We start from the raw sequence: 25,219 nt of genomic DNA, 5'->3' as shown, positions 1-25,219 counted from the left end.
ACGGGTCATGCCTTTTTCTGCCAGCGCCCTTCCGGCGATTGCTGCCAGTAGGTCAGCGAATGCCCCTCCGTTTTCAGCCTTTTCCAGTGGTTTCGCGCCATTTCGGTTTGGTAGGCATCGTATCCGTCGAACATGAAGACGATGCGTTCATAAGCCTCCACTGCCGGGGGCTCGGCGCCATCGACGAGAAAACGAACACTCGCTGCGTTGGCGTTCCCGTCCGATGCCGTCAGGAGAATCGGCTGGTTTTGCGGTACTGGCGAAGTGTCGGTGGCGTGCGGAAGGAAGCTGTCGTCGCGGAACGTCCAGAGATGCGTGTCGAGGAAGTCCCGGCGCTCCTCGCCCACTGTCTGGACCGCGACCTTCCAGCCGCGTTCCAGCGATTTCTCGAGCAAGGGCGGCAGCGCGTCCTCCAGCTTCGATTCCGTCAGGTGATAGAACAGAATTTCAGTCATGCGCTGGCGTGCCGCTCCGCTCGTCTCAATCTTCGTAATGGGCGCGAACGAGTTCGTTCAGAAGACGCACGCCGTAACCCGATCCCCAGGACTGGTTGATCTCGGTCAGCGGCGAGCCCATGGCTGTCCCGGCGATATCGAGATGCGCCCACGGTGTTTCACCCACGAAGCGCTTGAGGAACTGCGCAGCGGTGACGGAGCCCGCCAGGCGGCCCGAGCTGTTTTTCATGTCGGCAAATTTGGAATCGATGATCTTGTCGTAATCCTTGTGGAGCGGCATGCGCCACAGTTTTTCAGCCGTCACCTCGCCGGCCTGCGAAAGCCGCGTTGCCAGTTCATCGTCGTTGGAGAACAATCCGGCCTGCAGATTGCCGAGCGCCACGGTGATCGCGCCCGTCAGTGTTGCGAGATTGATCATGAATTTCGGATTGAAACGCTCCTTGGTGTACCAGAGCGCATCGGCCAGAACCAGCCGGCCTTCGGCGTCGGTATTGATGATCTCGATGGTCTGGCCGGACATGGAAGTCACGATGTCGCCGGGGCGCTGGGCGTTGCCATCAGGCATGTTCTCGACAAGGCCGATGACACCGATAACGTTTGCCTTGGCCTTGCGGGCCGCAAGCGCATGCATCAAGCCGGTTACGGCTGCAGCACCACCCATGTCACCCTTCATGTCTTCCATGTTGAGGCCGGGCTTCAGCGAAATGCCGCCGGTATCGAAAACGACCCCCTTGCCGACAAAGGCAACGGGTTCATCCTTTTTGGAGCCGCCGTTCCATTGCATGACCGCAAGCCGCGGCGGACGGGCCGAACCCTGCGCCACGCCGAGAAGGGCATTCATGCCAAGCTTCTTCAGTTCCTTTTCGCCAAGGACCTCCACCTCGACGCCGAGCTTGCGCAACTCTTCCGCCTTTTCGGCGAATTCGACCGGGCCGAGAACGTTCGGAGGGAGGTTGACGAGATCGCGCGCCAGTATAACGCCGCCCGCAACCGCCTCGGAGACGGCAAAAGCCTTTTCCGCATCCTGATGGGCGGCCGTGACGATGATGATCTCCACCTTCTTCGGCGTCTTTTCGTCCTCGGACTTTTTCTTGGTCTTGTATGCATCGAAGCTGTAGGCGCGCAGCAGAAGACCAAGCGCGAAATCCGCCGCCGCCTGAGCGCCAACCTCTACGCCCGGCGCATCGAGATAGACAACGACCTTGTCCGCCTTCTTGAAATGGGCAGCCGCCGTACCGCCGGCACGCAGCCAGTCATGGGCGACCAGCTTCGACGGCTTTCCGATTCCGATGACCAGCAGCCGGTCGGCAGCGGAACCCTGCGGCGCGATAACATCGAGCGTCGTCATGGATTTTGCGGAAAAGCCCGCGATCTTTGCCGCCCTTTCGATCACACCACCCGGATCGGCTTCGGAAGCACCGGCGACGGCCTTCGCATCACCCGAGGCCTGCAGCATCACGGTCAGGGCATTTTCCAGCGAGGCGGAATTGGCGAAAGATATATCGAATTTGGCGGACATGTTTTCCTGCTCTTCTTCTACGACTTGCACGATGCGCATGATCATGGCCTTTTCGGCCCCGGGCGCAACCCCGCATTCTTTAAAGCCCCACAGCCGTTAAAGGAAATGCATTTTTAGTGAATGCGAACTCACGTCATGAAACCGACAGCTTGTTCCACAAAAAGACACAGGCGGCGGAAAAATTGTCGCGCAAAACATATTTGTGAGCCTGCCGGAATAGCCAATTGCAAACGATGCGATTAGATAGGCGGAAACTCGGCGAGCGATCGCAGGGAAAAACAATGTCGAACAGGGCCGTATGAAGCTTCTCGAGAACTATATCCTGCGGCGGACAACGCAGATGTTTCTGGTCGCGCTGTTGCCGGTGCTGGCCATCATCTGGACCATCCAGGTTCTCCAGAGAATCAATCTCGTGACCGATACGGGCCAGTCGATGGGTTCCTTCATGGCGCTCGCGACGATGATCCTGCCGACGCTCATTCCCGTCGTGCTGCCTTTCGCGCTCGTCATCGGCATCACCCAGATTTTCACGACGATGAACAATGATTCCGAGCTCGCGATCATCGATGCGGCCGGATCTCCGCGTTCGATCATGTATCGCCCGGTTCTCATTCTGGCCGCCGTCCTGAGCGCGCTTTCCTTCACCATCACCAATTTCGTCGAGCCGCCTGCCCGCAGTTCGGCGCGACAGATGGTGGCTGCGGCCTATGCCGACCTTCTCTCCTCCGTGATCGAGGAGAAGACGTTCCGTACCATCCAGGACGGCCTTTACGTGCAGATTGCCCAACGGCAGGGCCGTATTCTCAAGGGACTGTTCGTTGCCGACCGCCGCGATCCGAATTTCGATCTCATTTATTATGCCAAGGAAGGCATGATCGACGAAAGCGGTACGTCGCTCACCATGCGCGACGGCGAGGTGCAGCAGAAGACGCCTGACGGCAAGGTCTCGATCGTCAAGTTCCTGTCCTATGCCTTCGACCTTTCGACCATGTCGGAAAAGCAGGATTCGGAGCCTTCGCTCTCTCCGGGCGACGCCAGCCTCGGTTTCCTTCTCTCGCCCGATGAAAACAATGCGAGCTACAAGCGCTCGCCGGAGACGTTCCGCAGCGAATTGCACAAGCGACTGTCGGACTGGATGTTCGCCTTTTCTTTTGCGCTGATATCGCTGGTCATCGCCGCCGACGCCCGTTCGCACCGCGAGGCGCGCATGCATCCGATGGTCGCGGCGCTGGTGACGGCTTTCGTGCTTCGCTGGCTCGGTTTTTACGTCACGAACCAGGTGAAGCAGAGCGCAGCCTTCATTCCTCTGGTCTATGCCGTTCCGGGCCTCAGCGGTGCTGCGGCCGCCGTCGTGCTCATCACCGGCCGTAAACCGAAAATGCCGAGGATGGTAACCGATGCGGCGGGCCGGTTGCGCCGTCTCTTCTCCAGCCGGCTGGCGCGCAATTCGGGGAGCGGCAACGCATGATCTTCAACACGCTCGCCCGGTACTTCCTGAAACGATATCTCATCACGGCCATCTGGTTCGTGATCGGCGTATCCTCGATCATTTACCTTGCCGACTTCAGCGAAACGGCGCGGCGCATGTCCGGCCTGCCCGGCTATTCCGTTCCGGCCGCGCTTGGCCTGACAGCGCTTCGCCTGCCGTTGATCCTGCAGCAGACCATACCATTCATTGCGCTGTTCGTCGGCATGACGACGCTGATCTCGCTCAACCGGCGCTACGAACTGGTCGTGACGCGCGCCGCCGGCATTTCCGCCTGGCAGTTCATTCTCCCCTTCGTGCTCGGCGCGGTCCTCATCGGCATCCTGTCGGTCACTGTCCTGAACCCCATCGCAGCGTGGGGCCAGAACAAGTCGCTCGCCATGGAGGCCGGTCTGCGCAACGAAGCGGGCGGCGGACGCCAGCAGCAGATCATTCCGTGGATGCGCCAGTCGAGCGGCGGCCAGGATACGATCATCGGCGCCAAGAGCTTCGAAGACAACGGAACGATGCTTCTCGACGTGGTTCTCATCGACCTCGACAAGGACGGAAACATCGTCTCACGGAAGGATGCGAAGTCGGCTAAATTGGAAGATGGTTACTGGCTTCTTAACGGCGTTTCTGAAACGCGGGCCGGACATGTGCCAGTTCGGCAAGAGAGCATGCAGATCAGTACCAATCTGAGACGGGAATTCGTCCAAGAGCGCATGACACAGACGGAAACCGTTGCTTTCTTTGACCTTTCTCACAAGATCGAAGTTGCAAAGTCCTTTGGACTATCTTCAAAGGCGCTTGAGACGCAGTATCATTTCCTGCTATCGACGCCCCTGCTTCTGGTTGCGATGACCTTGATCGCCGCGACCGTTTCATTAAAGTTCAGCCGCTTCGCCCAGTCGCGCTCCGTGATTCTGGGTGGAATCGTTTCCGGCTTCGTGCTTTATGTAGTAACCGTGCTCGTAAGGGCATTCGGGAGTGGTGGTGTTGTCCCTCCCACCGTCGCGGTCTGGGTTCCAGTCATCGTGGCGTTGGCTTTGGGGGCAACCATTCTGCTTCATCAGGAGGACGGCTAAGTGGCGGTAATTGACCGCGGGAATATCAGGCGGCTTTGGACGGCCCTTCTGACAGGTGCCGCTGTGTGCGCGTATTTGGCATCCAGCCCGGTCGCTTTCGGCCAGGATGGTTTGCTTGCGTCGGCAAGCCAAGACGATTCGAAACTCCTGCTTACAGCAAATGAACTGACCTATAACCGCGATTCCCAGCGCGTCATCGCGAAGGGCGTGGTTCGCATGAAATATTCGGGCTACCGTATGGTGGCCCAGCAAGTGGAATATAACCAGCAGACCGGTCGCGTGGTCGCCCATGGCAACATCGAGCTGATCGAGCCGGGCGGCAACAAGATCTATGCCGACGAGATGGACGTGACCGACGACTTCGGTCAGGGCTTCGTCAACGCATTGCGCGTCGAGACCACGGACAATACCCGTATTGCCGGGGAAAGCGCCGAGCGCCTTGAAGGCGACCTGATGGTCCTCAACAACGGTGTCTACACCGCGTGTCTGCCCTGCGCCGAGCGCCCGGAAAAGGCGCCGCTGTGGCAGGTAAAGGCCGAGCGCGTCATTCAGGACGGCAAGACCCATACGGTGCGGCTGGAAAAAGCACGTCTGCAGCTTTTCGGCCATTCGATCGCCTATATCCCGTTCCTGACGGTGCCGGACAATACGGTGAAGCGGAAATCGGGCTTCCTGTTCCCGCAGATGAGCATGACCAACAAGCTCGGCTTCGGTATCGGTGTCCCTTATTTCCAGGTTCTTTCCGATACGTCCGACCTCACGGTCACACCGACCTACTACACAAAACAGGGCCTGCTTCTTCAGGCCGAGTTGCGCCAGCGTTTCGAAACCGGCATGCACACGCTGACGATCGCCGGCATCAGCCAGCAGTCCTCGGATACGTTCATTGCCGGAACGAGTGACGCGCTGAACGATCAGCGCGGCATGGTTGCCAGCAAGGGCGATTTCAGCATCAACCCGCGCTGGGCCTTCGGCTGGGACGCCATGGTGCAGTCGGATAACAATTTTTCGCGTACCTACAGCCTGAAAGGCTACAAGAACGACGTCCAGACCAATCAGATTTATTTGACAGGCACTGGCGAACGTAACAGCTTCGACGCCCGCGGTTATTACTTCAACGTTCAGGACACGGATAATTCCGAGCTCAAGGAACGTAAGCAGGCGATCGTTCATCCGGTCGTTGACTATCGTTACTTCCTGCCGGATCCGATCTATGGCGGCGAGCTCTCGCTGACCACGAACTTCACGAGCATCAGCCGTTCGACGCAGGATTCCTACGCGATGGGCGGCTTCCCGCGCTTCAACGGTCTGGAAGGCTCTTACACGCGCTGGACCACGGAAGCGGAATGGAAGCGCACCATCACGATGGATAGCGGTCTTCAGATCACGCCGATCCTTGCGGCGCGCGGCGACGCGTTGTGGACCGACATGACTGCGGCAAGCTTCACCTCCGGCGGCACATCCTATGCCTATGAAGGCATGATCCATGACGATGCTGCCTTGCGCGGCATGGTCACCGGTGGCCTTGAGGTGCGTTATCCCTGGCTGTTCACGGCTCTCAACAGCAGCCACGTGATCGAGCCCATCGCGCAGATTTTCGTGCGGCCGAACGAGCAATATTCCGGTCGTTTCCCGAACGAGGACTCACAAGCCTTTGTGTTCGACGCCACAAACCTGTTTGAGCGCGACAAATTTTCGGGCTTCGACCGGATCGAAGGCGGCACACGAGCCAATCTCGGCTTCCGTTACAACGGTACTTTCGACAATGGTTACGGTGTTCGCGCCATTGCTGGCCAGTCCTTCCATCTCGCTGGCGATAATTCCTTCGCCTCCTATGATCTTCTGAATGTCGGCGCCGATTCCGGCCTCGAATCCGATCGTTCGGATTATGTCGCCATGGCTGCATTCGATGCACCTATCGGTCTTTCGCTGTCCTCGAGCCTGCGTCTCGACAAGGACAATTTCGAAATCAACCGGTCTGAAACGGGCATCAGCTATTCGGATCGCCGCATCAACGGCAGGCTCAGCTATACGCAGGTCAAGGCGCAGCCGAAATACGGCTATAACGAAGACCGCGATATCATCCAGGCATCCGGTTCACTGCGCATGGACGATAACTGGTCGCTGTTCGGCTCGATCAACTACGATCTGAACGGCAAGTTTGCCGCCGAACGCCGGATTGGCATCGCCTATCAGGACGAATGCACGATCTTGACGGTCAGCTATTCCGACGAAGGCAATGTCAACTCCAGCCGCCAGGCCGCCAATGACTGGTCCATCAACGCCCGTCTTGCCTTCCGTACCCTTGGCGATATCAGCGTCGGCTCCGCGAACGAAGACTGGAACGACATGGATATTGGCTGGAAGCCGAACAATTACTGAGTTTAAAGGCGGGCCGCACAGCATTGTGGCCTGCCTTTTTGCTATCAGACCAGTAGTAGTCACGGTTTTGCCGCAACACCGCGCCAGTGTCGACCCGGCATGACAGTATCGGGTTTCTTTCAACAAACCGACACATTGCCGTTTTGCGGATCACGATGATATATACGTGGCAAATTCGCGGTGCGGATGCACATGTGCAGGTCTGAAAGGCGGGGGAAGGCAAAATCCCTGTTACCAGACGAACAGATTGGCGGGACAGGGCAACAGGACCCTGCCTGACGAAAGGGAGAAGGATATGATGAATTTCGGAAAGTCGGCTTTGCGTGGCGCTGCTTTTGCCTTTGCGATATTCGCCGTTCCCATGGCCATCGTGCCTTATGCCGGTCAGGCCTTTGCCGATAACACCGTGAAGATCGTCGTCAACAAGACCCCGATCACCAATGACGACATTGCCAAGCGCGTCGCCTTCCTGAAGCTGCAGCGCCAGTCCGGCAACCTCAATGAAAAGGCGCGTGAGCAACTCGTCGATGAAGCGCTGAAGCGCGAAGAAATCGCCCGCGTCAAAATGTCGGTCAGTACGGAGGATGTCGATGCTGCCTTCGCGCGATTTGCTGGCAACAACAAGATGAAGCCGGAGCAGTTGACGAAGGTGCTGGCGCAGGCGGGTGTTGGCGCGGACCACTTCAAGGCCTTCATCGCCGTTCAGATGAGTTGGCCGCGCCTTGTGAACGCCCGTTATGGCGCGCGCGGCAAGATGTCAACGCAGGATCTGGTCACCCGCCTGAAGGAGCGAGGCGACAAACCGGTCACCACGGAATATTTCCTGCAGCAGGTTATCTTCGTTATCCCGGAAGCAAAGCGCAACGCCATCACTGGCAAGCGCAAGGCGGAGGCTGAAGCCTCGCGCAAACGTTATCCCGGCTGCGACCAGGCGATGAGCTTTGCCGCGACCATGCGTGATGTGGCAATCAAGGACCTCGGCCGCATTCTGGCGCCTGAGCTGCCGGAAGACTGGAAGGCTCTGGTAGAAAAGACCAAGGAAGGCGGCACCACCGGCACACGCGTGACCGAAAAGGGCGTCGAATATCTGGCCATCTGCAAGCAGCGCCAGGTTTCCGACGACTATGCGGCGGAAATGGTGTTCAAGTCCGAAGACCTGATGAAGGCCAAGGAAGGCGAAAACCCGAACGAAAAGAAGTACATGGATGAGCTGCGCAAGAAGGCGCAGATCGTCAACACCTGATATTGATACAAGAGCCGGGTCTTTCCGTGACATATGCATCCCTGCCGCTTGCCCTGACACAGGGAGATCCAGCCGGTATCGGCCCCGATATCGCCATTACCGCCTGGGCGAAGCGCCGGGAAAACGGTGTGTCCCCCTTCATCTTCATCGGCGACCCCGATGTGGTGGCAAGCCGCGCGGCGCTGATCGGCGTGCCGCTCAATATCGAGACCTGCGATGCGGACAGTGCCGTTGGCCTTTTCGAAAACGCGTTTCCGATCCTACCTCTTTCCGTCGGCTTCGACGTGCAGGCGGGGCAACCGCATGTCGGCGCTGCCCATGCCACGATCAAGGCCATCGAAACCGCCGTTTCGCTGACGGTCGAGGGCAAGGCTGCGGCCGTTGTCACCAATCCCATCGCGAAATCGGTGCTTTACGAGGCTGGCTTCGGTTTCCCCGGTCATACGGAGTTTCTGGCTGATCTCGCCTTGCGCCAGACCGGTGAACAAGTCACGCCTGTCATGATGATCGCCGGCCCCAAGGTCCGTGTCGTGCCGGTGACGATCCATATTCCCGTGAAAGACGTGCCGGCCGCCCTGACGGAAGAATTGATCGTCACGACCTGCCGGATCATCGATGCCGATCTGCGACGGAAATTCGGCATCGAAGCTCCGCGTCTGGCGGTTGCCGGGCTGAACCCGCACGCGGGTGAAGACGGCGCACTCGGCACGGAGGATCGCGATATCGTTCACCCCGCGACCATGCGGCTGCGCAAGGATGGGATCGATGCGTTCGGTCCCCTGCCCGCCGACACCATGTTCCACGATGCCGCCCGCAAGCGTTATGACGTGGCAGTGTGCATGTATCACGATCAGGCGCTCATTCCCGCCAAGGCGCTGGGCTTCGACGATTCGGTCAACGTCACACTCGGGCTGCCCTTCATCCGCACCTCGCCAGACCATGGCACTGCCTTTGGTATTGCCGGCCAGGGCATCGCCAATGAGGCGAGCCTCGTGGCGGCACTCAAGATGGCGGCGGACATTTCCCTCCGCAGCCGGGCCGGCGCATAATGGCGGCCATCGACGGACTACCACCGCTACGGGACGTCATCCAGCGCCATGGGCTCGATGCGAAGAAATCGCTCGGACAGAACTTCCTGTTCGACCTCAATCTTACCCAGAAGATCGCCAGAACGGCGGGACCGCTCGAAGGCGTGACTGTCATTGAGGTCGGGCCCGGTCCCGGCGGCCTCACCCGCGCTATTCTTTCGCTCGGGGCGAAAAAGGTCATCGCCGTCGAACGGGACAGTCGCTGCCTGCCGGCACTGGCGGAAATCGAGGCGCATTACCCCGGACGGCTTGAGGTCATAGAGGGAGACGCCCTGCAGACCGATTTCGAGGCTCTGGTCCCCGTCGGCGAGCCGGTGCGCATCATCGCCAACCTGCCTTACAATGTCGGCACGCAATTGCTGGTCAATTGGCTTCTGCCGAAGCAATGGCCGCCCTTCTGGCTCTCCATGACGCTGATGTTCCAGAAGGAAGTCGGGCAGCGCATCGTGGCGGAAGAAGGCGACAACCATTATGGCCGCCTTGGCGTTCTCGCCGGCTGGCGTACGGTTGCCGAAATGGCCTTCGATGTCCCGCCACAGGCCTTCAGCCCGCCACCGAAGGTAACCTCCACCGTCGTGCATCTGCTGCCGAAGGACAAGCCGCTGCCCTGCGACGTCGCCAAGCTCGAAAAAGTGACCGAAGCCGCCTTCGGTCAGCGCCGCAAGATGTTGCGCCAGAGCGTGAAAAGCCTCGGCGGCGAGGCGCTGCTTGAAAAGGCTGGTATCGATCCCACGCGGCGGGCGGAGACGCTCTCAGTGGAGGAATTCGTGACACTGGCGAATTGCCTGTAACATCTGGCAGATGTTCGCCGTTCCGAACGGAAGCAACGGTTCCTGGACACCTGCGAATGGAGGAGCAAGTGCGTGGAGAATGCCGGTTTTCACTATAAGCTTGATATTCCCGCTGAAACGCCGGATTGCGCTGTCATCTTGCTGCATGGATCGGGACGAACGGAAGACGACCTCATTTCTTTTGGCCGCGCCGTCTTTCCTAAGGGTGCGTTATATGCGCCGAGGGGCGCGGTTCCCTGGGAGAATGGTTTCGCATTTTTTCGCAGAAAACCCGACAGAGAACTCGATATCGACGATCTGAAACATCAGGCAACCAGACTGTGCGGCTTCGTTGCCTTTGTATGTCAGCAGACGGCGCAAGAACCCCTTCTCGTCGGATACTCGAACGGCGCGATCGTCGCGGCTGAAACCATGTGCCAGGCGCATCATCTGTCGAAAGGCGCCATCCTGCTTCGTCCGTTGTCTCCGAGAAAAGACCAGCCTCTTCCGAACCTCGCGGGGTACCCCGTACTTCTGCTTGCAGGCGTCAACGACGACCGGCGTCACCCCTCCGACGCTCCGCATTTGGCCGAGCAACTGGTCTCAGCCGGGGCTGATGCCGTGCTCGAAACGATCAATACAGGTCATGGCTGGGCGGAAGACGCGGCGGACGAGCGATTGTCACGGCAATGGCTGGCGCGCGGACTCATCGCATAAATCAGAGCTTCGGCTCTTCCTCCAGCAAAGCCCGCACGAAATCGAACATGCCATGGCGGCGGTCTCGGCGGACGCGTTCGGCTTTGACGATTGCTTCGACGGCCTCGAAAGCGGCCTGCAGGTCGTCATTGAGAATGACGTAGTCATAGTCGCGCCAGTGCTCGATTTCGGCGCGGGAATTGAGAAGCCGGGTCTTGATCACCTCTTCGGTGTCTTCGGCGCGGCGGTGCAGGCGCGATTGCAGTTCGGTCATGGTCGGCGGCAGGATGAAGATCGAGACCACGTCTGCCTTCATCTTGTCCTGCAACTGCTCGGCACCCTGCCAGTCGATGTCGAACAACATGTCGCGGCCGGCGGCCATGGCATCTTCCACCGGCTCGCGCGGCGTGCCGTAGAAATTGCCGTGAACCTCGGCCCATTCCAGCAATTCCTCATTATCACGCATGCGCTCGAAATCGCGCTTGGAGATGAAGTGGTAGTGAATGCCCTCGATCTCGCTCTGCCGTCGAGCGCGTGTGGTGACGCTGACGGAAAGGCTGATATTCTTGTCTTTCTCAAGCAGGTTGCGCGCGATCGTGGATTTGCCCGCGCCGGAAGGCGAAGAAATCACCAGCATCAGCCCCCTGCGGGCGATCGTGACGGGAGAAATATTCACCGGGGCCATGGGTCTACTCCAGATTTTGGACCTGCTCGCGGAACTGGTCGATAACCACTTTCAGCTCTATACCTGCTGCGGTTACCGCACTGGCGTTCGATTTGGAACAGATTGTATTCGACTCACGGTTAAATTCCTGTGCAAGAAAATCGAGCTTACGGCCAGCCGGACCGCCATTGGCCAAAAGCTCTCGCGAGGCCTGCACATGGGCATGCAGCCGATCGATCTCTTCGCGCAGATCCGCCTTGGTGGCGATCAGCGCCGCCTCGGCATGAAGGCGGTCACGATCAAGCCCGTGCATGCCATCGCCAATCAGCGCAATCTGCTGAGCAAGCCTCGCCGCGATCTGCTCCGGGTGACGGGAGGGATCGCTTTCAATGATGTTCACAAGCTGCTCGATCCGGTCGATATGACCGGAAAGGATGGCGAACAGAGATGCCCCTTCCCGCTCGCGCATGTCCTTCAGCTTTTCAACTGCAACAGCGAAGCCAGCCAGCACATCGCCGTTGCGCGCAGCCAGCGCCTCCGCATCGTCTTCCGCCTCGCGAAAATCGACCAGACCGCGCAACGTAAGCAGCGTATCGAAGCTCAATGGCTTGTCGTCGACGACATCGCCCAGTTCCTTCTTGAGCGCCAGAACCGCGGCGAGAGCATCGCGATTGATGACAGCCTCGAGCCGGTTCTCGGCAACTGAGAGCGCCAGTCCCGCCTGGATATTGCCGCGGGAAAGATGCGCCCCCGCGATTTCCCTCAGCCCGGTTTCCAAAGCTTCCAGACCGGCAGGCAGACGCAGGCGCAGATCCAGCCCCTTGCCGTTTACCGAGCGTAATTCCCACGCCCAGCGGTAGCGGCCGGAGGTGCCTTCGCTGCGCGCGAAGCCGGTCATCGATTGCAACGTCATATATGGAATCCCCCCGTCACGCCGCACGAAACCGGGCCTTGTGGTCACAAGGCCCGGCCGTGATTTATCAGTTAGTTATTGGCCGGTTTTTCCGCCTCTGCACCACCGGGCTGACCATCCACGACAACTTCGGGATTCGCTCCGGCAGCCGCCTTTTCTGCCTCGATTTTGCGCCAGCGGCGCACATTGGCATTGTGCTCGTCCAGCGTCTTTGCGAACACATGACCGCCCGTACCATCGGCCACGAAATAAAGATCATCCGTGCGCCATGGGTTGGCAACCGCCTCCAGTGCGGCCCGGCCGGGATTGGCGATGGGCGATGGTGGCAAGCCTTTGATCACGTAAGTGTTGAACGGCGTCTGTTTCTGGAGATCCGATTGATAAATCGGCCTATCCGAAGGTTTGCCGTCGCCGCCGAACAGACCATAGATGATCGTCGGGTCGGATTGCAGACGCATGCCCTTTTTCAGGCGGTTGTAGAAGACCGAGGCAACATGGGCGCGCTCGTCATCCTTGCCGGTTTCCTTTTCGACGATCGAGGCCAGCGTCACGAACTCCTCGACGGTCTTGATCGGCAGGTCGGGATCACGCCGTTCCCAGATCATGTCGATCAGCTTGTCCTGCGCCGCGCTCATCTGATTGATGATTTCTTCGCGCTTGGTGCCACGGGTGAAGCGGTAAGTATCCGGACGCAGACTACCCTCCGGTGGCAAGGTGGCGGGAAGTTCACCATCCAGAACCTCGTCGGCAGCAAGGCGGGCGAACATCTGCTTGACCGTCAACCCTTCAGGCAGCGACACGGAATAAAGGATCGACTTGCCCGATTCCAGCAGCATCAGGATGTCCTTCATCGATGCGCCGGCCTTGATCTCATATTCGCCGGTCTTCAACGTCTGGTCCTTTTGCAGATAGCTGCCGGCCATCAGACGGAAAACGCGTGCGTTGGAAATGATGTCGTTGCGCTCGAGATTATTGGCGATCTCAATGAGACCGGCACCATTACGCACGGTGAAATGTGTATTCGTTTCAAGCGGCCCCGGCTCCTGAAACGCATTGATCATGTAATAAAAGGCGGCGATCGCCAGGACGCAAACGGCAACGGCAAGCGTCATCAGGAAGTTCAGGAAGATGACAAGCTGGCCATGGGCCTTGCGGGAGCGCTTCGGCGGCGCCGGCACCTTTTCCGGCCGCAAGGCTTCCGTCGGGGATTTCGGAATGATCGGACCGCGATTGCCTTCGCCCGCGCCGTTTTGTCCGTATGGTCCCTGGCTGTTCTGGTTCGTGTCGCTCACCGTCGGTCCTTTTCAGTTCGGCGTTGTCAGCGCTTTTTGCGCAGGTAATGCGGCAAAAACAGGTTCGGAATGGCTTCCTGCACCACATAAAGACACCGTGAAGCCTTCTTGTTCTGCCTCACGAATATCACCTCGGACAAAGCCGATGGGGGAAAGATACCTGTGGTCCGAAATCGAGCAGACCGGCAAACTCTCCCAATCAATGACTACAATATCGGCGCGAAAACCGGAATGGCTTTCGCAAGCCGAACCACGTTCTTCTAAGGAAAGAACATTCTTTTAAAGCGTCCGGCAGGAGAGCGCCGCACCGCCGGGGACGGTATGCGGCGCGGACGCCATCGCGACGGCCACAGCCGCCGCGACTTACGCTTCGTAACGGCGCAGCACGAGGGAGGCGTTTGTGCCACCGAAGCCGAAGGAATTCGAAAGCGCCACATTGACCTGCCGCTTGCGCGCCTTGTGCGGCACAAGATCGATCTTGGTCTCGACATCGGGATTGTCGAGATTCAGCGTCGGCGGAACGATGTTGTCGCGGATTGCAAGCGTAGCGAAGATCGCCTCTATGGCGCCCGCCGCACCGAGCAGATGGCCGGTGGCCGACTTGGTGGAAGACATGGAAATCTTCGAGGCCGATTCGCCGACAAGACGCTCGACAGCTCCAAGCTCAATGGTATCGGCCATGGTGGATGTGCCGTGGGCATTGATATAGTCGATATCGTCAGGCGTCAGGCCCGCCCGCTTCAGCGCCATCGACATGCAGCGGTAGGCGCCTTCGCCATCTTCGGACGGTGCCGTGATGTGATAGGCATCACCAGAAAGGCCGTAACCGACCACTTCCGCATAGATCTTCGCGCCGCGCGCCTTGGCGTGCTCCAGCTCTTCCAGAACGACGATGCCAGCACCCTCACCCATGACGAAACCATCGCGGTCGCGGTCATAAGGGCGCGAGGCTTTTTCCGGATTGTCATTGTGCTGGGTGGAAAGGGCCTTGCAGGCCGCAAAACCGGCAAGCGCGATGCGGCAGACCGGCGATTCGGCACCACCGGCGACCATGACATCGGCATCGCCGAGCGCGATCAACCGGGCGGCGTCGCCGATAGCATGCGCGCCGGTCGAGCAGGCCGTCACCACGGCATGGTTCGGTCCGCGCAGCTTGTGGCGGATGGAAACCTGGCCGGATACGAGATTGATCAGGCGGCCGGGAATGAAAAACGGGGAAATGCGACGCGGGCCCTTGTCGCGCAGCGTATAACCGGCCTCGACGATGCCTTCCAGACCACCGATGCCGGAGCCGATCAGAACGCCGGTTGCGATCTGGTCTTCGTCGGTTTCAGGATGCCAGTCTGCATCAGCAAGCGCCATGTCGGCAGCAGCCATGCCATACAGGATGAAGGGATCGATCTTGCGCTGTTCCTTCGGCTCCATCCAGTCATCGGCATTGAAGGTGCCGTTGGAACCATCGCCCACGGGAATGCGGCAGGCGATCTTTGCAGGAAGGTCTTCGACTTCGAATTCAGTCACGAGACGGGCGCCGTTCTGGCCGGCCAACAGCCGTTCCCAGGTCACTTCCGTTCCACATCCAAGAGGAGATACCATGCCGGTACCGGTGATAACGACACGCCTCATCGCCAATGCTCCGCCCTTATCCAAATCATCGGTCTTCTGCGACATCGGGCACCACGGGGTGTTCACGCAATGGCGCAGCATTTCAAAATCACGGCATGAGAATCGCGGCTACCGTTCCGGGCCGTAACCTCATGCATCGCCGGAAACGAGCACCTGTCGGAGCACGTGCCACCGGCCGATAAAACATTGGCCCGGACAAGCCGGGCCAAGACGGGAGGATATTGCACCTCCCCATGCGGGTCGATCAGGCCTGGGCCTTCTCGATGAACTTGACAGCGTCGCCGACGGTCAGGATCGAATCCGCAGCGTCGTCGGGAATTTCAACGCCAAATTCTTCTTCGAAAGCCATGACCAGTTCAACGGTATCGAGCGAATCAGCGCCCAGATCGTCAATGAAGCTGGCGCCTTCAACAACCTTGTCGGCGTCAACGCCAAGATGATCAATTACAATTTTCTTTACGCGTTCTGCGATATCGCTCATGTCGGTTTCCTCGACCTTTATTTTGAAGGGAATGCCTCGCGGCACCCTGCCCTGTTAGAAGCCCTCATGCGCCGTTCAAATCCGGCACTGCGGGCAAACCCGTTCAACCCGGTCCAAGCTAGACATCGTCACGCAAAATCGCAACGGCTTCCTGTCTCTCCGGGACGACTGTTCACAGTCTTGGCCCGCTTAACATGGTTTCAATCGGTCGAAAAGCCTGAAAACGCGCTAAGCACAGCGTATGACAGGCAATTTCGCCGAAAACCGGTCAGCGGGGCCTTGCGGCGCCAGCTACCCAAGAAGGTGCTTAAACAGCGCCGCAATCCTTTTCATGACGGACTTACGTGCCGTCAGATCATCGCCATGCCGCCGTTGACGTGCAGGGTCTGGCCGGTCATGTAGGCCGCTTCGTTGGAAGCGAGATAAAGCACGGCAGAGGCGACTTCGGCACCCGTGCCCATGCGCTTCATGGGAATGGCGCCCATGATGGCGTCTTTCTGCTTGTCGTTGAGCTTGCCGGTCATCGCGCTTTCGATGAAGCCCGGGGCTACGCAGTTGACGGTAACGTTGCGGGTGGCGATTTCCTGCGCCAGCGACTTGGAAAAGCCGATCATGCCGGCCTTGGAGGCGCAATAGTTCGCCTGGCCGGGATTGCCGGTAACGCCGACGATGGAGGTGATGTTGATGATGCGGCCAAAACGGCGGCGCATCATCGGATGCGTCAGCTCGCGCGTCAGGCGGAACATCGCCGTCAGGTTCACTTCGATGACGTTATCCCAGTCTTCGTCGCTCATGCGAACGAACAGGCCATCCTTGGTGATGCCGGCGTTGTTGACGAGGATATCGACGCCTTCCAGCTCGGCTTCAGCCTTTTCACCGAGTGCCTTGACCTCGGCGCGGTCGGCGAGGTTGGCCGGGAAAATCTTGACGCGGTCGCCAAGTTCCGTCGCCAGCGCCTCAAGCTTTTCAACGCGGGTGCCGTGCAGGCCGACAGTTGCGCCCTGTTTGTGCAGAAGGCGGGCGATTTCTTCGCCAATGCCGCCGGTCGCGCCGGTTACGAGGGCCTTGCGGCCTGTCAGATCAAACATGTCCTATTCCTTCTTTAGAGCTTCGGACTGAAAATGTTGAGCGTTGTTGCGCCCTGAGGAATGCGGCTGCGGGAGAAATCCCGCCTCAGCCGATAAGCGTGGCGAGAAGCTGATCGATATCGGCAGCACCGTTGACGGCAACGCCATTCACCGTCTTGTCGATACGGCGGGCAAGGCCCGTCAGCACCTTGCCGGAACCGATTTCGTAAAGCTGGGTCACGTTGTTGGCGGCAAACCATTCCACCGTCTCGCGCCAGCGCACCTGGCCCGTCACCTGCTCGACCAGCAGGCCGGCGATCTCATTGGCGTCGGAAACGGGGGCGGCACGCACATTGGCGATGACAGGAACGACCGGATTGTGCTTTTCGACTTTGGCCAGCGCCTCGCGCATGGCTTCCGCCGCCGGCGCCATCAGCGCGGAGTGGAAGGGAGCGGAGACCGGCAGCATGATGGCGCGCTTGGCACCCTTTTCGGAAGCGATTGCCGCTGCCTTTTCGACAGCCGCCTTGCTGCCTGATATAACCAGCTGGCCACCGCCATTGTCGTTGGCGATCTGGCACACGCCAAGAATGCCGGCCTCATCGCAAATGCCGGAAACGGCATCGTGCTCAAGTCCGATGATTGCGGCCATCGCGCCCTCACCCACCGGCACGGCGGCCTGCATGGCATTGCCGCGGATGCGCAGAAGACGGGCGGTATCGGCAACCGAGAAAGTACCGGCGGCACAGAGCGCCGAATATTCGCCGAGGGAGTGGCCCGCGACATAAGAAACGGTATCGGACAGTTTTAATCCGCGCGCCTCAAGAACGCGCATGACCGCCATGGAGACGGCCATGAGGGCCGGCTGGGCATTGGCCGTCAGCGTCAGCGTCTCTTCAGGGCCGTTCCACATGATGTCGGAAAGCTTCTGGTCGAGCGCTTCGTCGACTTCCTGAAACACGGCGCGTGCTTCCGGATAGGTATCCGCCAGCTCCTTGCCCATGCCAACAGCCTGGCTTCCCTGACCGGGAAATGTGAATGCAATACCCATGGGATGTCGTCCTTCTTGTCTGGCCTTGCCTTTATTCTTGTCGACTTCCATTCACATTCCCACCAGCGAAGTCAAGGCTTGAGGCCGCCTGCCGGCCCGGTGTGAGGGGTTTTGTCGTGCTGTTTTCCCCTTTCTTTTCATCATATTTTTTCTTGCACTGCGGCAATTCCCCATTACTTTCACACCACCTTCCAAACTATCTGGCCAAGCACCGGGACATTTCCATGAAACAGAGACTATTGGGCCGCACGGATATTTCCGTGTCTGAAATCTGCCTCGGCACCATGACATGGGGCACACAGAATACCGAAGCCGAAGCGCATGCGCAGATGGATTACGCCGTCGAGAACGGCGTGAATTTCTTCGATACGGCAGAGCTTTACCCCACCACGCCCGTTTCCGCGGAGACCCAGGGCCGGACGGAAGATTATATCGGCTCGTGGTTTGAAAAGACCGGAAAGCGCGATCAGGTCGTGCTCGCGACCAAGGTTGCCGGCTCAGGACGCGATTACATTCGTGGCGGTCGCGATATCGACGCAGCCGCAATCCGTGAGGCTGTCGATACCAGCCTCCAGCGCCTCAAGACCGACTATATAGACCTCTACCAAATCCACTGGCCGAATCGCGGCACCTATCATTTCCGCGGCGCATGGAGCTTTGACGCTTCCGGTCAGGACACGGCGCGCACGCTTGCCGAAATCACCGAAAAGCTGGAAACGCTCGGCGAACTGGTAAAGGCCGGAAAAATCCGCGCCATTGGCCTTTCCAACGAAAGCGCCTGGGGCACGCAGAAATATATCGACATCGCCGAAGCCAAGGGCCTGCCGCGCGTCGCCACGATCCAGAACGAATATAACCTGCTCTATCGCAGCTTCGATCTGGACATGGCGGAAGTTGCCCACCATGAAGATGTCGGCCTGCTCGCCTATTCGCCGCTGGCGGCAGGGCTGCTGACCGGCAAATACCAGAACGGCGCCCGTCCCGCCGGTTCACGCGGAACCATCAACAAGGATCTCGGTGGCCGCCTGCAGCCGCTTCAGGAAGCTCCGGTCAAGGCCTATCTGGAGCTTGCCGCCGCGCATGGTATCGACCCCGCAAAACTCGCCATTGCCTTCTGCCTGACGCGCCCCTTCATGGCCTCCGTCATCATCGGCGCCACCACGATAGAGCAGCTGAAGGTTGATATTGCGGCAGCGGATGTCACTCTTTCCGAGGACGTGCTGAAGGGCATCGCAGCCATTCACCGGCAATATCCAATGCCGATCTGATGATCGAACGGCGCGCTTTTTCGCCTCTGCCCTTGCATTCCGGGCAAAAATCCGTATAAGCGCGCTGTTCACAACACCCGGTCCAATTGGCTGGTGGCTGAACGGAGGGCTGGTTCCGGTGACGGAACAGCAGGAACCATAAGGTTTTTCCGGCCTCCCGTGTCTCCGCTCTCGACCGTCTCGAACAACGCTTTTCTTGCTTTAAGGCTCACGCCTTTTCAGGAGCAGTCGTTGAGGCTTAGCGCCGTTGCCGGGTGAAGGACGAAACGCAAGAAAGGCAAAGCTTAAATGGCTCTTTACGAACACATCTTCCTTGCCCGGCAGGATATTTCTGCCCAGCAGGTCGACGCACTTGTCGAGCAGTACAAGGGCGTTATCGAATCGTTCGGCGGCAAAGTCGGACGCATCGAGAACTGGGGTCTGAAGTCCCTCACCTACCGCATCAAGAAGAACCGCAAGGCTCACTACGCTCTCATGGACATCGACGCTCCGGCGGCCGCCATCCATGAAGTCGAGCGCCAGATGCGCATCAACGAAGACGTTCTTCGCTACATGACCATCGCCGTCGAAGCCCACGAAGAAGGCCCGTCCGCGATGATGCAGAAGCGCGACCGTGACGACCGTCCGCGCCGCGATGGCGACCGTCCGGACCGTGGCCCGCGTGAAGATCGTGGTCCCCGCGAAGACCGTCCGCGCCGTCCGCGCGAAGACCGTGCATAAGGAGAATTGACCAATGGCTGACGCATCCTCTTCCCAGGCACGCCGCCCGTTCCACCGCCGTCGCAAGACGTGCCCCTTCTCCGGCGCCAACGCTCCGAAGATCGACTACAAGGACGTACGTCTCCTGCAGCGCTACATTTCCGAGCGCGGCAAGATCGTTCCTTCCCGCATCACGGCCGTTTCCCAGAAGAAGCAGCGCGAACTCGCCCAGGCGATCAAGCGCGCCCGTTTCCTCGGCCTGCTGCCCTACGTTGTAGCGTAATGAATTGAAGCGAGGCTGCGTTTAACGCGGCCTCGCTTTTCCAGATCCTTCCGCGTTGGGCGCGGATCGATACTCTAAATCCCATGTTGGGGATGAGGCTCTCACGAGCGATCCTCTAACTGCTTAGTTTCAGCAGGACAGCGAAGTGCAAAAGTTGAACCAGACAGTGCTGATCTCCGGCGTTCTCGCCGGCATATGCGCCGCGTTTTTAACGCTTGGCGCAACGGCACAGTCGTCCTTTTCCTTCCTGCTCTATGCCGGTTCCGCCATGCCGATCCTGATCGCAGGCATGGGCTGGGGTAATCGCGCCGCCATCGTCGCCATCATCACCACCGCCATCATCGGTGCGCTGGTCATGTCACCGCTGTTTGCGCTGACCATCGCGATCTTCACGCTGATCCCGGCGGGCTGGCTTTCGCATCTCGCCAATCTGGCGCGCCCGGCTTCCGAGATCGGCGGCCCGGATGATCTGCTTGCCTGGTATCCGCTCTCCGGCATCGTACTGCACCTGTGCATTCTGGTTTCGGTCGCCGTCGTCATTCTCGGCTGGATGATCGGTTACGGCCCTGATCTGGTCGCGCGCATGGTCGATATCATGATGACCTCGGTGCAGAACCGCGAACCGCTGTTCGAACCCAATGCCGAAGCGCTCGCCCAGACGAAATCGCTGCTGGTGCTGATGCTTCCCATTGTTCAGGGTGGTCTCTGGGTCATCCTTCTGTTTGGGGCCTATTATTTCGCGACCCGGCTGGTCGGCTCTTTCGGCAAGGGCCTGCGCCCGCGTGAGGACATTCCCTCGGCACTGCGCATGCATCGCAACGCGATCTTCATTTTTCTGGCCGGCATTCTCGCCATGTTCCTTGGCGGCGTGGCGGCCATGATCGGCGCGGTCATCTGCGGCACCTTTGGCGCGGGCTTCCTGATGGCGGGTTATGCCTCGCTGCACAAGCGCGCCCGCGGCAAGGACTGGCGCCTGCCCGTACTCATTCTCGCATATCTCTCGGCGGTCTTTGTCTTTCCGCTGTTCATCATTCTCGTGTTCGGCCTCAGCGACGTGCGCAGCACGATCTCCCTGACGCCGGCGCGGAAAACCGACACTACGAACGAAACCAAACCATAGAAAGGATCAAGAAGATGGACGTTATTCTTCTCGAACGCATCAACAAGCTCGGCCAGATGGGCGAAACCGTCAAGGTTCGCGATGGCTATGCCCGTAACTTCCTGCTGCCGCAGGGCAAAGCGCTGCGCGCCAACGCCGCCAACAAGACCCGTTTCGAAACCGAGCGCGCAACGCTCGAAGCTCGTAACCTCGAGCGCAAGTCGGAAGCCCAGAAGGTTGCCGAAGCACTCGAAGGCAAGTCCTTCATCGTTGTCCGTTCGGCTGGCGAAACCGGTCAGCTGTACGGTTCTGTTGCTGCCCGCGACGTCGTTGAAATCCTGGCTGCCGAAGGCTTCAACATCGGCCGCAACCAGGTTGAGCTGAACACGCCGATCAAGACCATCGGCCTGCACAACGTTACCCTGCACCTGCATGCCGAAGTCGAGCTGCAGGTCGAGCTGAACGTTGCCCGTTCGGCTGAAGAAGCAGAGCGTCAGGCCAAGGGCGAAAGCCTCACCTCCGCTGACGCCATCTACGGCGTTGACGAAGACGCGCTGCGTCCGGAAGACTTCTTCGATCCGGAAGCTGACCGCGACGGCGACGACGAGTAAGATCTGGCCTAACGGTCAAAGGAAAACCCCGGATGGCGACATCCGGGGTTTTTTGTTGGGTTGAATTCGCGGAGGAATACCCCCCTCTGCAAACTCAACGCCAGACTACCTCGCCGCCGTCTCCGCCCCATCGGGCGCCTTGCTCTTGTCCACATGCACCACCACAGACATGCCCGGCGAAAGTTCTGCCGCCAGCGGCTGATCCGCGTCGATGGTGATGCGCACACCGAGACGCTGGGCGATTTTCACGAAATTGCCGGTCGCATTGTCGGGCTTGATGACGGCGAATTCCGAACCCGTGGCGGGCGAAAAACGCTCCACATGGCCGGTCAGCTTCCGGCGATGCAGCGCATCGACGGAAATCGTCACCGGTTGGCCAACCTGCATGCCCGCAAGCTGGGTTTCCTTGAAATTGGCGATAACCCAGACATCATGCGGCACAACGGCCATCAGCTGCGTGCCGGCGGTGACATATTGGCCAGTGCGCACGCCGATTTCGCCGAGCCTGCCATCCACGGGCGCACGGATTTCGGTATTGGCGAGGTCGATCCGGGCAAGCTCGACGGCCGCTTCGGCATTTGCGACCGCAGCCTGCAGCGAACTGCGGTTAACGATGATGGTCTGCAGATCCTGCCGTGAAACCTCAAGGGCGGCTTTCGCCTGCGAGAGCGATGCCCGCGCCTTTTCCAGTGCGGCATGGGCTTCTTCCTGAAGGCTGGAAGTTCCCACGCCGCTTTTTATGAGATTATCCTGCCGGTCGGATGCCAGTTGAGCCTGTTTCAGCGAGGCTTCGGCGCTGTCGACCGCGGCCTGGCTGGAAAGAATATGGGCATTGGCTGCATTTTCCTGCTGGCGGGAATTATCGAGAGCCGCCTTTTGCGTATCGAGCGTTGCTTCCGCCTGCGCCTGTTTCTGGCGATAGATGCGGTCATCGATCTTCGCCAGCAAAGCACCCTGCTTCACCTCCTGATAATCCTTCACCGGCACATCCACGACATATCCGCTAACCTGCGGGCTCATGGTCGTGACGTAACCGCGCACGAAGGCGTTGTCAGTCATTTCCACGGTGGAGAGGAAGGGCGGCAGCCGCCAGGCGTAAAGCACGAGCGCAACACCGGCGAAACCGCCGAGCAGCACGAGAATGGAAACGGGAGTAAAAAACTTCTTCAACATTTTGGCACTCTTGGAAGGTTCAAGACTGGGGGGCCGGTGCGGCATCGATGTCCTCCGGGAAAAGGAAGGGGCGGATGCGCAACCATGCGAGGTGGATCAAAAGCGCGGCCAGCGCCAGCGCGGAAACGACGGAGATGAGCAGGAACGTGTCATTATAGGCAAGCACATAGGCTTCCCGGCTGACCTGCTGGCCAAGCAGCGACAACCCCTCCGCCTTCAGCAATGCCGGATCGGTGATGACATGGCTGTAAGCGCCGGAAAGCTGGGAGACACGCTGGGCAACGAGAGGGTTGGTGAGCAGAATGTTCTCCACCAGCACATTGGAGTGGAATTTCTCCCGCAGCGTTACGAAACTGCCGAGCAGGCCCGTCATCAGCATGGAACCGGTGATCTGCGTAAACAGGAAGATGGTGATGAAGTTCACCAGATAAGGCGCACCCCGGGCCAGTGCTGCGCCGAAACCCTTCGCCATGACAGGCGGCAGGAACATGGCCGCACCGAAGGCGATCATCATCTGGCTGAGATACATCTGTTCGGGGCGGGTGAGGTTCGTCGACTGGCTGTCCATAAATGAACCAGCCGCGATCAGTGTCAGCGCAATGACATGGGCGGTTTCGACATATTTCGTCAACATCAGCCATGCGCAGGCCGCCCCGCCAAGAATGGTGGCAAGCAGCACGAGGGCATAAAGCATGGTGGTCTGGTCGTTGAGCAAGCCAAGCTGCTGATAGAAGCTGACCGCGGTGGAGGATTGTTCCGACGAGACCGCCCGGTAGACAAGCAGGACGGCAATGGCGTGCAGGTTGGTTTTGGAGAAAATCCAGCGCAGGTCGAGCAACGGGTTCTTACGCGGCAATTCGATGAAAGCCATTAGTGTCAGAAGCGCGATGGATGTCGCCAGCAGCGCGCCAAGCCACCAGGTTTCGAACCACCAGTAGAACCGGCCGAGCGTCAGCATGACTGCAAGGCAACCGAGACCGCCCGCAAACAGGAGATAGCTGAGGATATCCATACGCTCGATCACCTTCGCACGCGGCGGCGGTGTGACCTTGAGGACGTAAATCATGGCGAAGGAAATCAGCGCAAAACCGACTTCCATCGAATAAAGGGCATTCCAGCCATCGATCGCCAGCAGCGAGGGTGACACCATGCGCGCAAGCGGCGCCGACAACAGCGTACCTGTCAGTGCAATGCTGAATCCCAGCGAGAATTTTCGTGCGGGCGGAAAGGCCTCAAGAATATAGAGAAAGCCGAGCGATGAAATCGGCGCGGCCGCCATGCCGCTGACGAAGCGGATGACGATGGCCGAATGCAGGTCCGTCACGAAGAGGTTGAGGCAGGAAGCAACCACGAAGGCGATGATCGAAAGTTCGGCGAAGGGCCGCAGGCCATATTGCGCGCGCACCTTGAACAAGGCGATGGAAAAGGTGGCATAGGGTGCCATATAGGCAGCGGATAACCAGGCGACCTCGGCCACCGTCGCCGAAAACTCGCCCTGCAGCTGGTAGATATTGGCCATGACGAGGTTCATGCCCAGGCCCTGCGTAATGAAAAACGACAGGCCTGCAAAAATGAAACACAGCCGCAGCCACAATGGCCGCTCCACCGGCTGAGGTGCAGCTGCGGCAGACGGAGCCTGCGTGCCGCTCCCGGCGCCGGCGTCCGGTGATTGAGCCGGGCCCGTCGTTTCTATGGGGCCATTGGCGGGCCTGTCCTTTTCGGCGGCGTCCGACGCTGCCGTTAGCGGTAAAGAGGTGCTCACGATTGCGCCCTCCCCGCTGCAAGATTTTGCAGATTGGCCGAAAGCCGCCGCATGACATCCAGCGCCATTGCCAGCTCCTGCGAGGAGATATCGGCGGCGATTTCCGAACGTAGCGACTTTGCCATTTCCTGCACCGTCTGCGAGGTTTCTTCGCCCTCCGCCGTCATGTGAATACGTTTGGCACGCCGGTCGTTCTCATCGGATCGGCGTTCGATGAGGTTCTGCTTCTCCATGCCATCAAGCACCCGCACCAGTGTCGGCGTCTCGATTTCCATTTCCTCCGCGAGCTCCGTCTGCGTCAACGGTCCGCGCCGCGAGAGCGCGAAAAGTGCACGCGCACGCGCCAGCGTCAGCCCGCTTTCCCCTACCCGCGCATCGAAAAACGCGCGCAGTTTGCGGGTGAAAGCGGAAACTTCATCGAGAAGCTGTTCCTTGTCGGTCTCGCGGGACATGTCAGCAAGCCTTATAATTAGTACACTACTTATTTTCTGCCTATTTATTCGTAAGGCTGACGATTTTCAAGT

General features: G+C 59.3%; 24 protein-coding genes. 12 read left to right on the top strand and 12 right to left on the bottom strand.

Annotated features, from left to right (window positions below):
* Window positions 1-5 precede the first annotated feature (5 nt).
* Window positions 6-455, bottom strand: coding sequence for a DNA polymerase III subunit chi (locus ACZ47E_RS03695; RefSeq protein ID WP_004441079.1), 450 nt, complete (start codon window positions 453-455; stop codon window positions 6-8).
* Between the two features lie 25 nt (window positions 456-480).
* Window positions 481-1,974: a leucyl aminopeptidase gene (locus ACZ47E_RS03690; RefSeq protein WP_125270589.1), complete on the bottom strand. Its 1,494-nt coding sequence runs from the start codon at window positions 1,972-1,974 to the stop codon at window positions 481-483.
* A gap of 298 nt (window positions 1,975-2,272) precedes the next feature.
* Between ACZ47E_RS03690 and ACZ47E_RS03685 the strand changes: the two genes are divergently transcribed.
* The 7 genes from ACZ47E_RS03685 to ACZ47E_RS03655 all read left to right on the top strand — a co-directional run bounded on the left by ACZ47E_RS03685 (window position 2,273) and on the right by ACZ47E_RS03655 (window position 10,727).
* Window positions 2,273-3,442, top strand: a complete 1,170-nt coding sequence (locus ACZ47E_RS03685) for an LptF/LptG family permease (RefSeq protein ID WP_464016892.1) — start codon at window positions 2,273-2,275, stop codon at window positions 3,440-3,442.
* On the top strand, window positions 3,439-4,527 hold the full coding sequence (lptG, locus tag ACZ47E_RS03680; protein ID WP_004441073.1) for an LPS export ABC transporter permease LptG: 1,089 nt from the start codon (window positions 3,439-3,441) through the stop codon (window positions 4,525-4,527). Before ACZ47E_RS03685 ends, lptG begins: the two co-directional genes overlap by 4 nt.
* Window positions 4,528-6,909: an LPS-assembly protein LptD gene (locus tag ACZ47E_RS03675; protein WP_045534209.1), complete on the top strand. Its 2,382-nt coding sequence runs from the start codon at window positions 4,528-4,530 to the stop codon at window positions 6,907-6,909.
* Between the two features lie 295 nt (window positions 6,910-7,204).
* Complete coding sequence (locus ACZ47E_RS03670; protein WP_220330474.1) at window positions 7,205-8,152, top strand: SurA N-terminal domain-containing protein; 948 nt, start codon at window positions 7,205-7,207, stop codon at window positions 8,150-8,152.
* Between the two features lie 26 nt (window positions 8,153-8,178).
* Window positions 8,179-9,201: a 4-hydroxythreonine-4-phosphate dehydrogenase PdxA gene (gene pdxA, locus ACZ47E_RS03665; protein ID WP_278067342.1), complete on the top strand. Its 1,023-nt coding sequence runs from the start codon at window positions 8,179-8,181 to the stop codon at window positions 9,199-9,201.
* Window positions 9,201-10,031 carry a 16S rRNA (adenine(1518)-N(6)/adenine(1519)-N(6))-dimethyltransferase RsmA gene (gene rsmA, locus ACZ47E_RS03660; RefSeq protein ID WP_004441067.1) on the top strand — a complete coding sequence of 277 codons (831 nt, stop codon included), beginning with the start codon at window positions 9,201-9,203 and terminating at the stop codon, window positions 10,029-10,031. Before pdxA ends, rsmA begins: the two co-directional genes overlap by 1 nt.
* Before the next feature lie 72 nt (window positions 10,032-10,103).
* Window positions 10,104-10,727: an alpha/beta hydrolase gene (locus ACZ47E_RS03655; RefSeq protein WP_004441065.1), complete on the top strand. Its 624-nt coding sequence runs from the start codon at window positions 10,104-10,106 to the stop codon at window positions 10,725-10,727.
* A gap of 1 nt (window position 10,728) precedes the next feature.
* Here the strand turns inward: ACZ47E_RS03655 and gmk are convergent, their stop codons facing one another.
* From gmk to fabD, 7 genes are all read right to left on the bottom strand, one after another.
* Window positions 10,729-11,391, bottom strand: a complete 663-nt coding sequence (gene gmk / locus ACZ47E_RS03650) for a guanylate kinase (RefSeq protein WP_004441063.1) — start codon at window positions 11,389-11,391, stop codon at window positions 10,729-10,731.
* Between the two features lie 4 nt (window positions 11,392-11,395).
* Entirely contained in the window at window positions 11,396-12,283 is an 888-nt protein-coding gene (locus tag ACZ47E_RS03645; protein ID WP_006700159.1) for a YicC/YloC family endoribonuclease, read from the bottom strand.
* 71 nt (window positions 12,284-12,354) lie between these two features.
* Window positions 12,355-13,575: an endolytic transglycosylase MltG gene (gene mltG, locus ACZ47E_RS03640; RefSeq protein WP_004441060.1), complete on the bottom strand. Its 1,221-nt coding sequence runs from the start codon at window positions 13,573-13,575 to the stop codon at window positions 12,355-12,357.
* Between the two features lie 363 nt (window positions 13,576-13,938).
* Window positions 13,939-15,201, bottom strand: coding sequence for a beta-ketoacyl-ACP synthase II (fabF, locus tag ACZ47E_RS03635; protein ID WP_004441057.1), 1,263 nt, complete (start codon window positions 15,199-15,201; stop codon window positions 13,939-13,941).
* Window positions 15,202-15,445: 244 nt separating this feature from the next.
* Window positions 15,446-15,682 (bottom strand): acyl carrier protein, encoded by a 237-nt coding sequence (locus ACZ47E_RS03630; protein WP_003502080.1) that lies wholly within the window; start codon window positions 15,680-15,682, stop codon window positions 15,446-15,448.
* Between the two features lie 350 nt (window positions 15,683-16,032).
* Complete coding sequence (gene fabG, locus ACZ47E_RS03625) at window positions 16,033-16,770, bottom strand: 3-oxoacyl-[acyl-carrier-protein] reductase (RefSeq protein ID WP_037088954.1); 738 nt, start codon at window positions 16,768-16,770, stop codon at window positions 16,033-16,035.
* 85 nt (window positions 16,771-16,855) lie between these two features.
* On the bottom strand, window positions 16,856-17,800 hold the full coding sequence (gene fabD / locus ACZ47E_RS03620) for an ACP S-malonyltransferase (RefSeq protein WP_278067341.1): 945 nt from the start codon (window positions 17,798-17,800) through the stop codon (window positions 16,856-16,858).
* A gap of 224 nt (window positions 17,801-18,024) precedes the next feature.
* Here fabD and ACZ47E_RS03615 point away from each other — a divergent pair, with 224 nt between their 5' ends.
* The 5 genes from ACZ47E_RS03615 (at window position 18,025) to rplI (ending at window position 21,760) form a co-directional block, all read left to right on the top strand.
* Entirely contained in the window at window positions 18,025-19,068 is a 1,044-nt protein-coding gene (locus tag ACZ47E_RS03615) for an aldo/keto reductase (RefSeq protein ID WP_035207660.1), read from the top strand.
* Between the two features lie 288 nt (window positions 19,069-19,356).
* The gene (gene rpsF / locus ACZ47E_RS03610; protein ID WP_004441041.1) at window positions 19,357-19,788 is read left to right on the top strand and encodes a 30S ribosomal protein S6; all 432 of its coding nucleotides are present in this window, start codon (window positions 19,357-19,359) and stop codon (window positions 19,786-19,788) included.
* 13 nt (window positions 19,789-19,801) lie between these two features.
* The gene (rpsR, locus tag ACZ47E_RS03605; RefSeq protein WP_003502063.1) at window positions 19,802-20,050 is read left to right on the top strand and encodes a 30S ribosomal protein S18; all 249 of its coding nucleotides are present in this window, start codon (window positions 19,802-19,804) and stop codon (window positions 20,048-20,050) included.
* Window positions 20,051-20,195: 145 nt separating this feature from the next.
* Window positions 20,196-21,170 (top strand): membrane protein, encoded by a 975-nt coding sequence (locus tag ACZ47E_RS03600; RefSeq protein ID WP_037088951.1) that lies wholly within the window; start codon window positions 20,196-20,198, stop codon window positions 21,168-21,170.
* A gap of 14 nt (window positions 21,171-21,184) precedes the next feature.
* A complete protein-coding gene (gene rplI / locus ACZ47E_RS03595) occupies window positions 21,185-21,760 on the top strand; it encodes a 50S ribosomal protein L9 (protein WP_004441037.1) in 576 nt (191 codons plus the stop codon).
* Window positions 21,761-21,865: 105 nt separating this feature from the next.
* Here rplI and ACZ47E_RS03590 read toward each other — a convergent pair whose 3' ends face one another.
* The 3 genes from ACZ47E_RS03590 to ACZ47E_RS03580 are packed head-to-tail and all read right to left on the bottom strand — an operon-like array spanning window position 21,866 to window position 25,147.
* Window positions 21,866-22,933 (bottom strand): HlyD family secretion protein, encoded by a 1,068-nt coding sequence (locus ACZ47E_RS03590; RefSeq protein WP_034496251.1) that lies wholly within the window; start codon window positions 22,931-22,933, stop codon window positions 21,866-21,868.
* A 19-nt stretch (window positions 22,934-22,952) separates the two neighbouring features.
* Window positions 22,953-24,695 (bottom strand): MFS transporter, encoded by a 1,743-nt coding sequence (locus ACZ47E_RS03585; protein WP_184285385.1) that lies wholly within the window; start codon window positions 24,693-24,695, stop codon window positions 22,953-22,955.
* The gene (locus ACZ47E_RS03580; protein WP_004441032.1) at window positions 24,692-25,147 is read right to left on the bottom strand and encodes a MarR family winged helix-turn-helix transcriptional regulator; all 456 of its coding nucleotides are present in this window, start codon (window positions 25,145-25,147) and stop codon (window positions 24,692-24,694) included. The genes ACZ47E_RS03585 and ACZ47E_RS03580 overlap by 4 nt, the downstream gene beginning before the upstream one ends.
* Window positions 25,148-25,219 lie beyond the last annotated feature (72 nt).

It is taken from the genome of Agrobacterium sp. 5Ca39 (assembly GCF_055382365.1).
The sequence above is the reverse complement of the archived record's forward strand: the minus strand, read 5'-3'. Positions and strand labels throughout refer to the sequence as shown.

Coding starts and splice junctions, on each gene's coding strand:
- gmk (WP_004441063.1), bottom strand. CDS start 11,391: ATGGCCCCGGTGAATATTTCTCCCGTCACGATCGCCCGCAGGGGGCTG.
- fabD (WP_278067341.1), bottom strand. CDS start 17,800: ATGGGTATTGCATTCACATTTCCCGGTCAGGGAAGCCAGGCTGTTGGC.
- lptG (WP_004441073.1), top strand. CDS start 3,439: ATGATCTTCAACACGCTCGCCCGGTACTTCCTGAAACGATATCTCATC.
- rpsR (WP_003502063.1), top strand. CDS start 19,802: ATGGCTGACGCATCCTCTTCCCAGGCACGCCGCCCGTTCCACCGCCGT.
- ACZ47E_RS03690 (WP_125270589.1), bottom strand. CDS start 1,974: ATGTCCGCCAAATTCGATATATCTTTCGCCAATTCCGCCTCGCTGGAA.
- ACZ47E_RS03670 (WP_220330474.1), top strand. CDS start 7,205: ATGATGAATTTCGGAAAGTCGGCTTTGCGTGGCGCTGCTTTTGCCTTT.
- rplI (WP_004441037.1), top strand. CDS start 21,185: ATGGACGTTATTCTTCTCGAACGCATCAACAAGCTCGGCCAGATGGGC.
- ACZ47E_RS03630 (WP_003502080.1), bottom strand. CDS start 15,682: ATGAGCGATATCGCAGAACGCGTAAAGAAAATTGTAATTGATCATCTT.
- fabG (WP_037088954.1), bottom strand. CDS start 16,770: ATGTTTGATCTGACAGGCCGCAAGGCCCTCGTAACCGGCGCGACCGGC.
- fabF (WP_004441057.1), bottom strand. CDS start 15,201: ATGAGGCGTGTCGTTATCACCGGTACCGGCATGGTATCTCCTCTTGGA.
- ACZ47E_RS03695 (WP_004441079.1), bottom strand. CDS start 455: ATGACTGAAATTCTGTTCTATCACCTGACGGAATCGAAGCTGGAGGAC.
- ACZ47E_RS03685 (WP_464016892.1), top strand. CDS start 2,273: ATGAAGCTTCTCGAGAACTATATCCTGCGGCGGACAACGCAGATGTTT.
- rpsF (WP_004441041.1), top strand. CDS start 19,357: ATGGCTCTTTACGAACACATCTTCCTTGCCCGGCAGGATATTTCTGCC.
- ACZ47E_RS03590 (WP_034496251.1), bottom strand. CDS start 22,933: ATGTTGAAGAAGTTTTTTACTCCCGTTTCCATTCTCGTGCTGCTCGGC.
- ACZ47E_RS03615 (WP_035207660.1), top strand. CDS start 18,025: ATGAAACAGAGACTATTGGGCCGCACGGATATTTCCGTGTCTGAAATC.
- ACZ47E_RS03645 (WP_006700159.1), bottom strand. CDS start 12,283: ATGACGTTGCAATCGATGACCGGCTTCGCGCGCAGCGAAGGCACCTCC.
- rsmA (WP_004441067.1), top strand. CDS start 9,201: ATGGCGGCCATCGACGGACTACCACCGCTACGGGACGTCATCCAGCGC.
- ACZ47E_RS03580 (WP_004441032.1), bottom strand. CDS start 25,147: ATGTCCCGCGAGACCGACAAGGAACAGCTTCTCGATGAAGTTTCCGCT.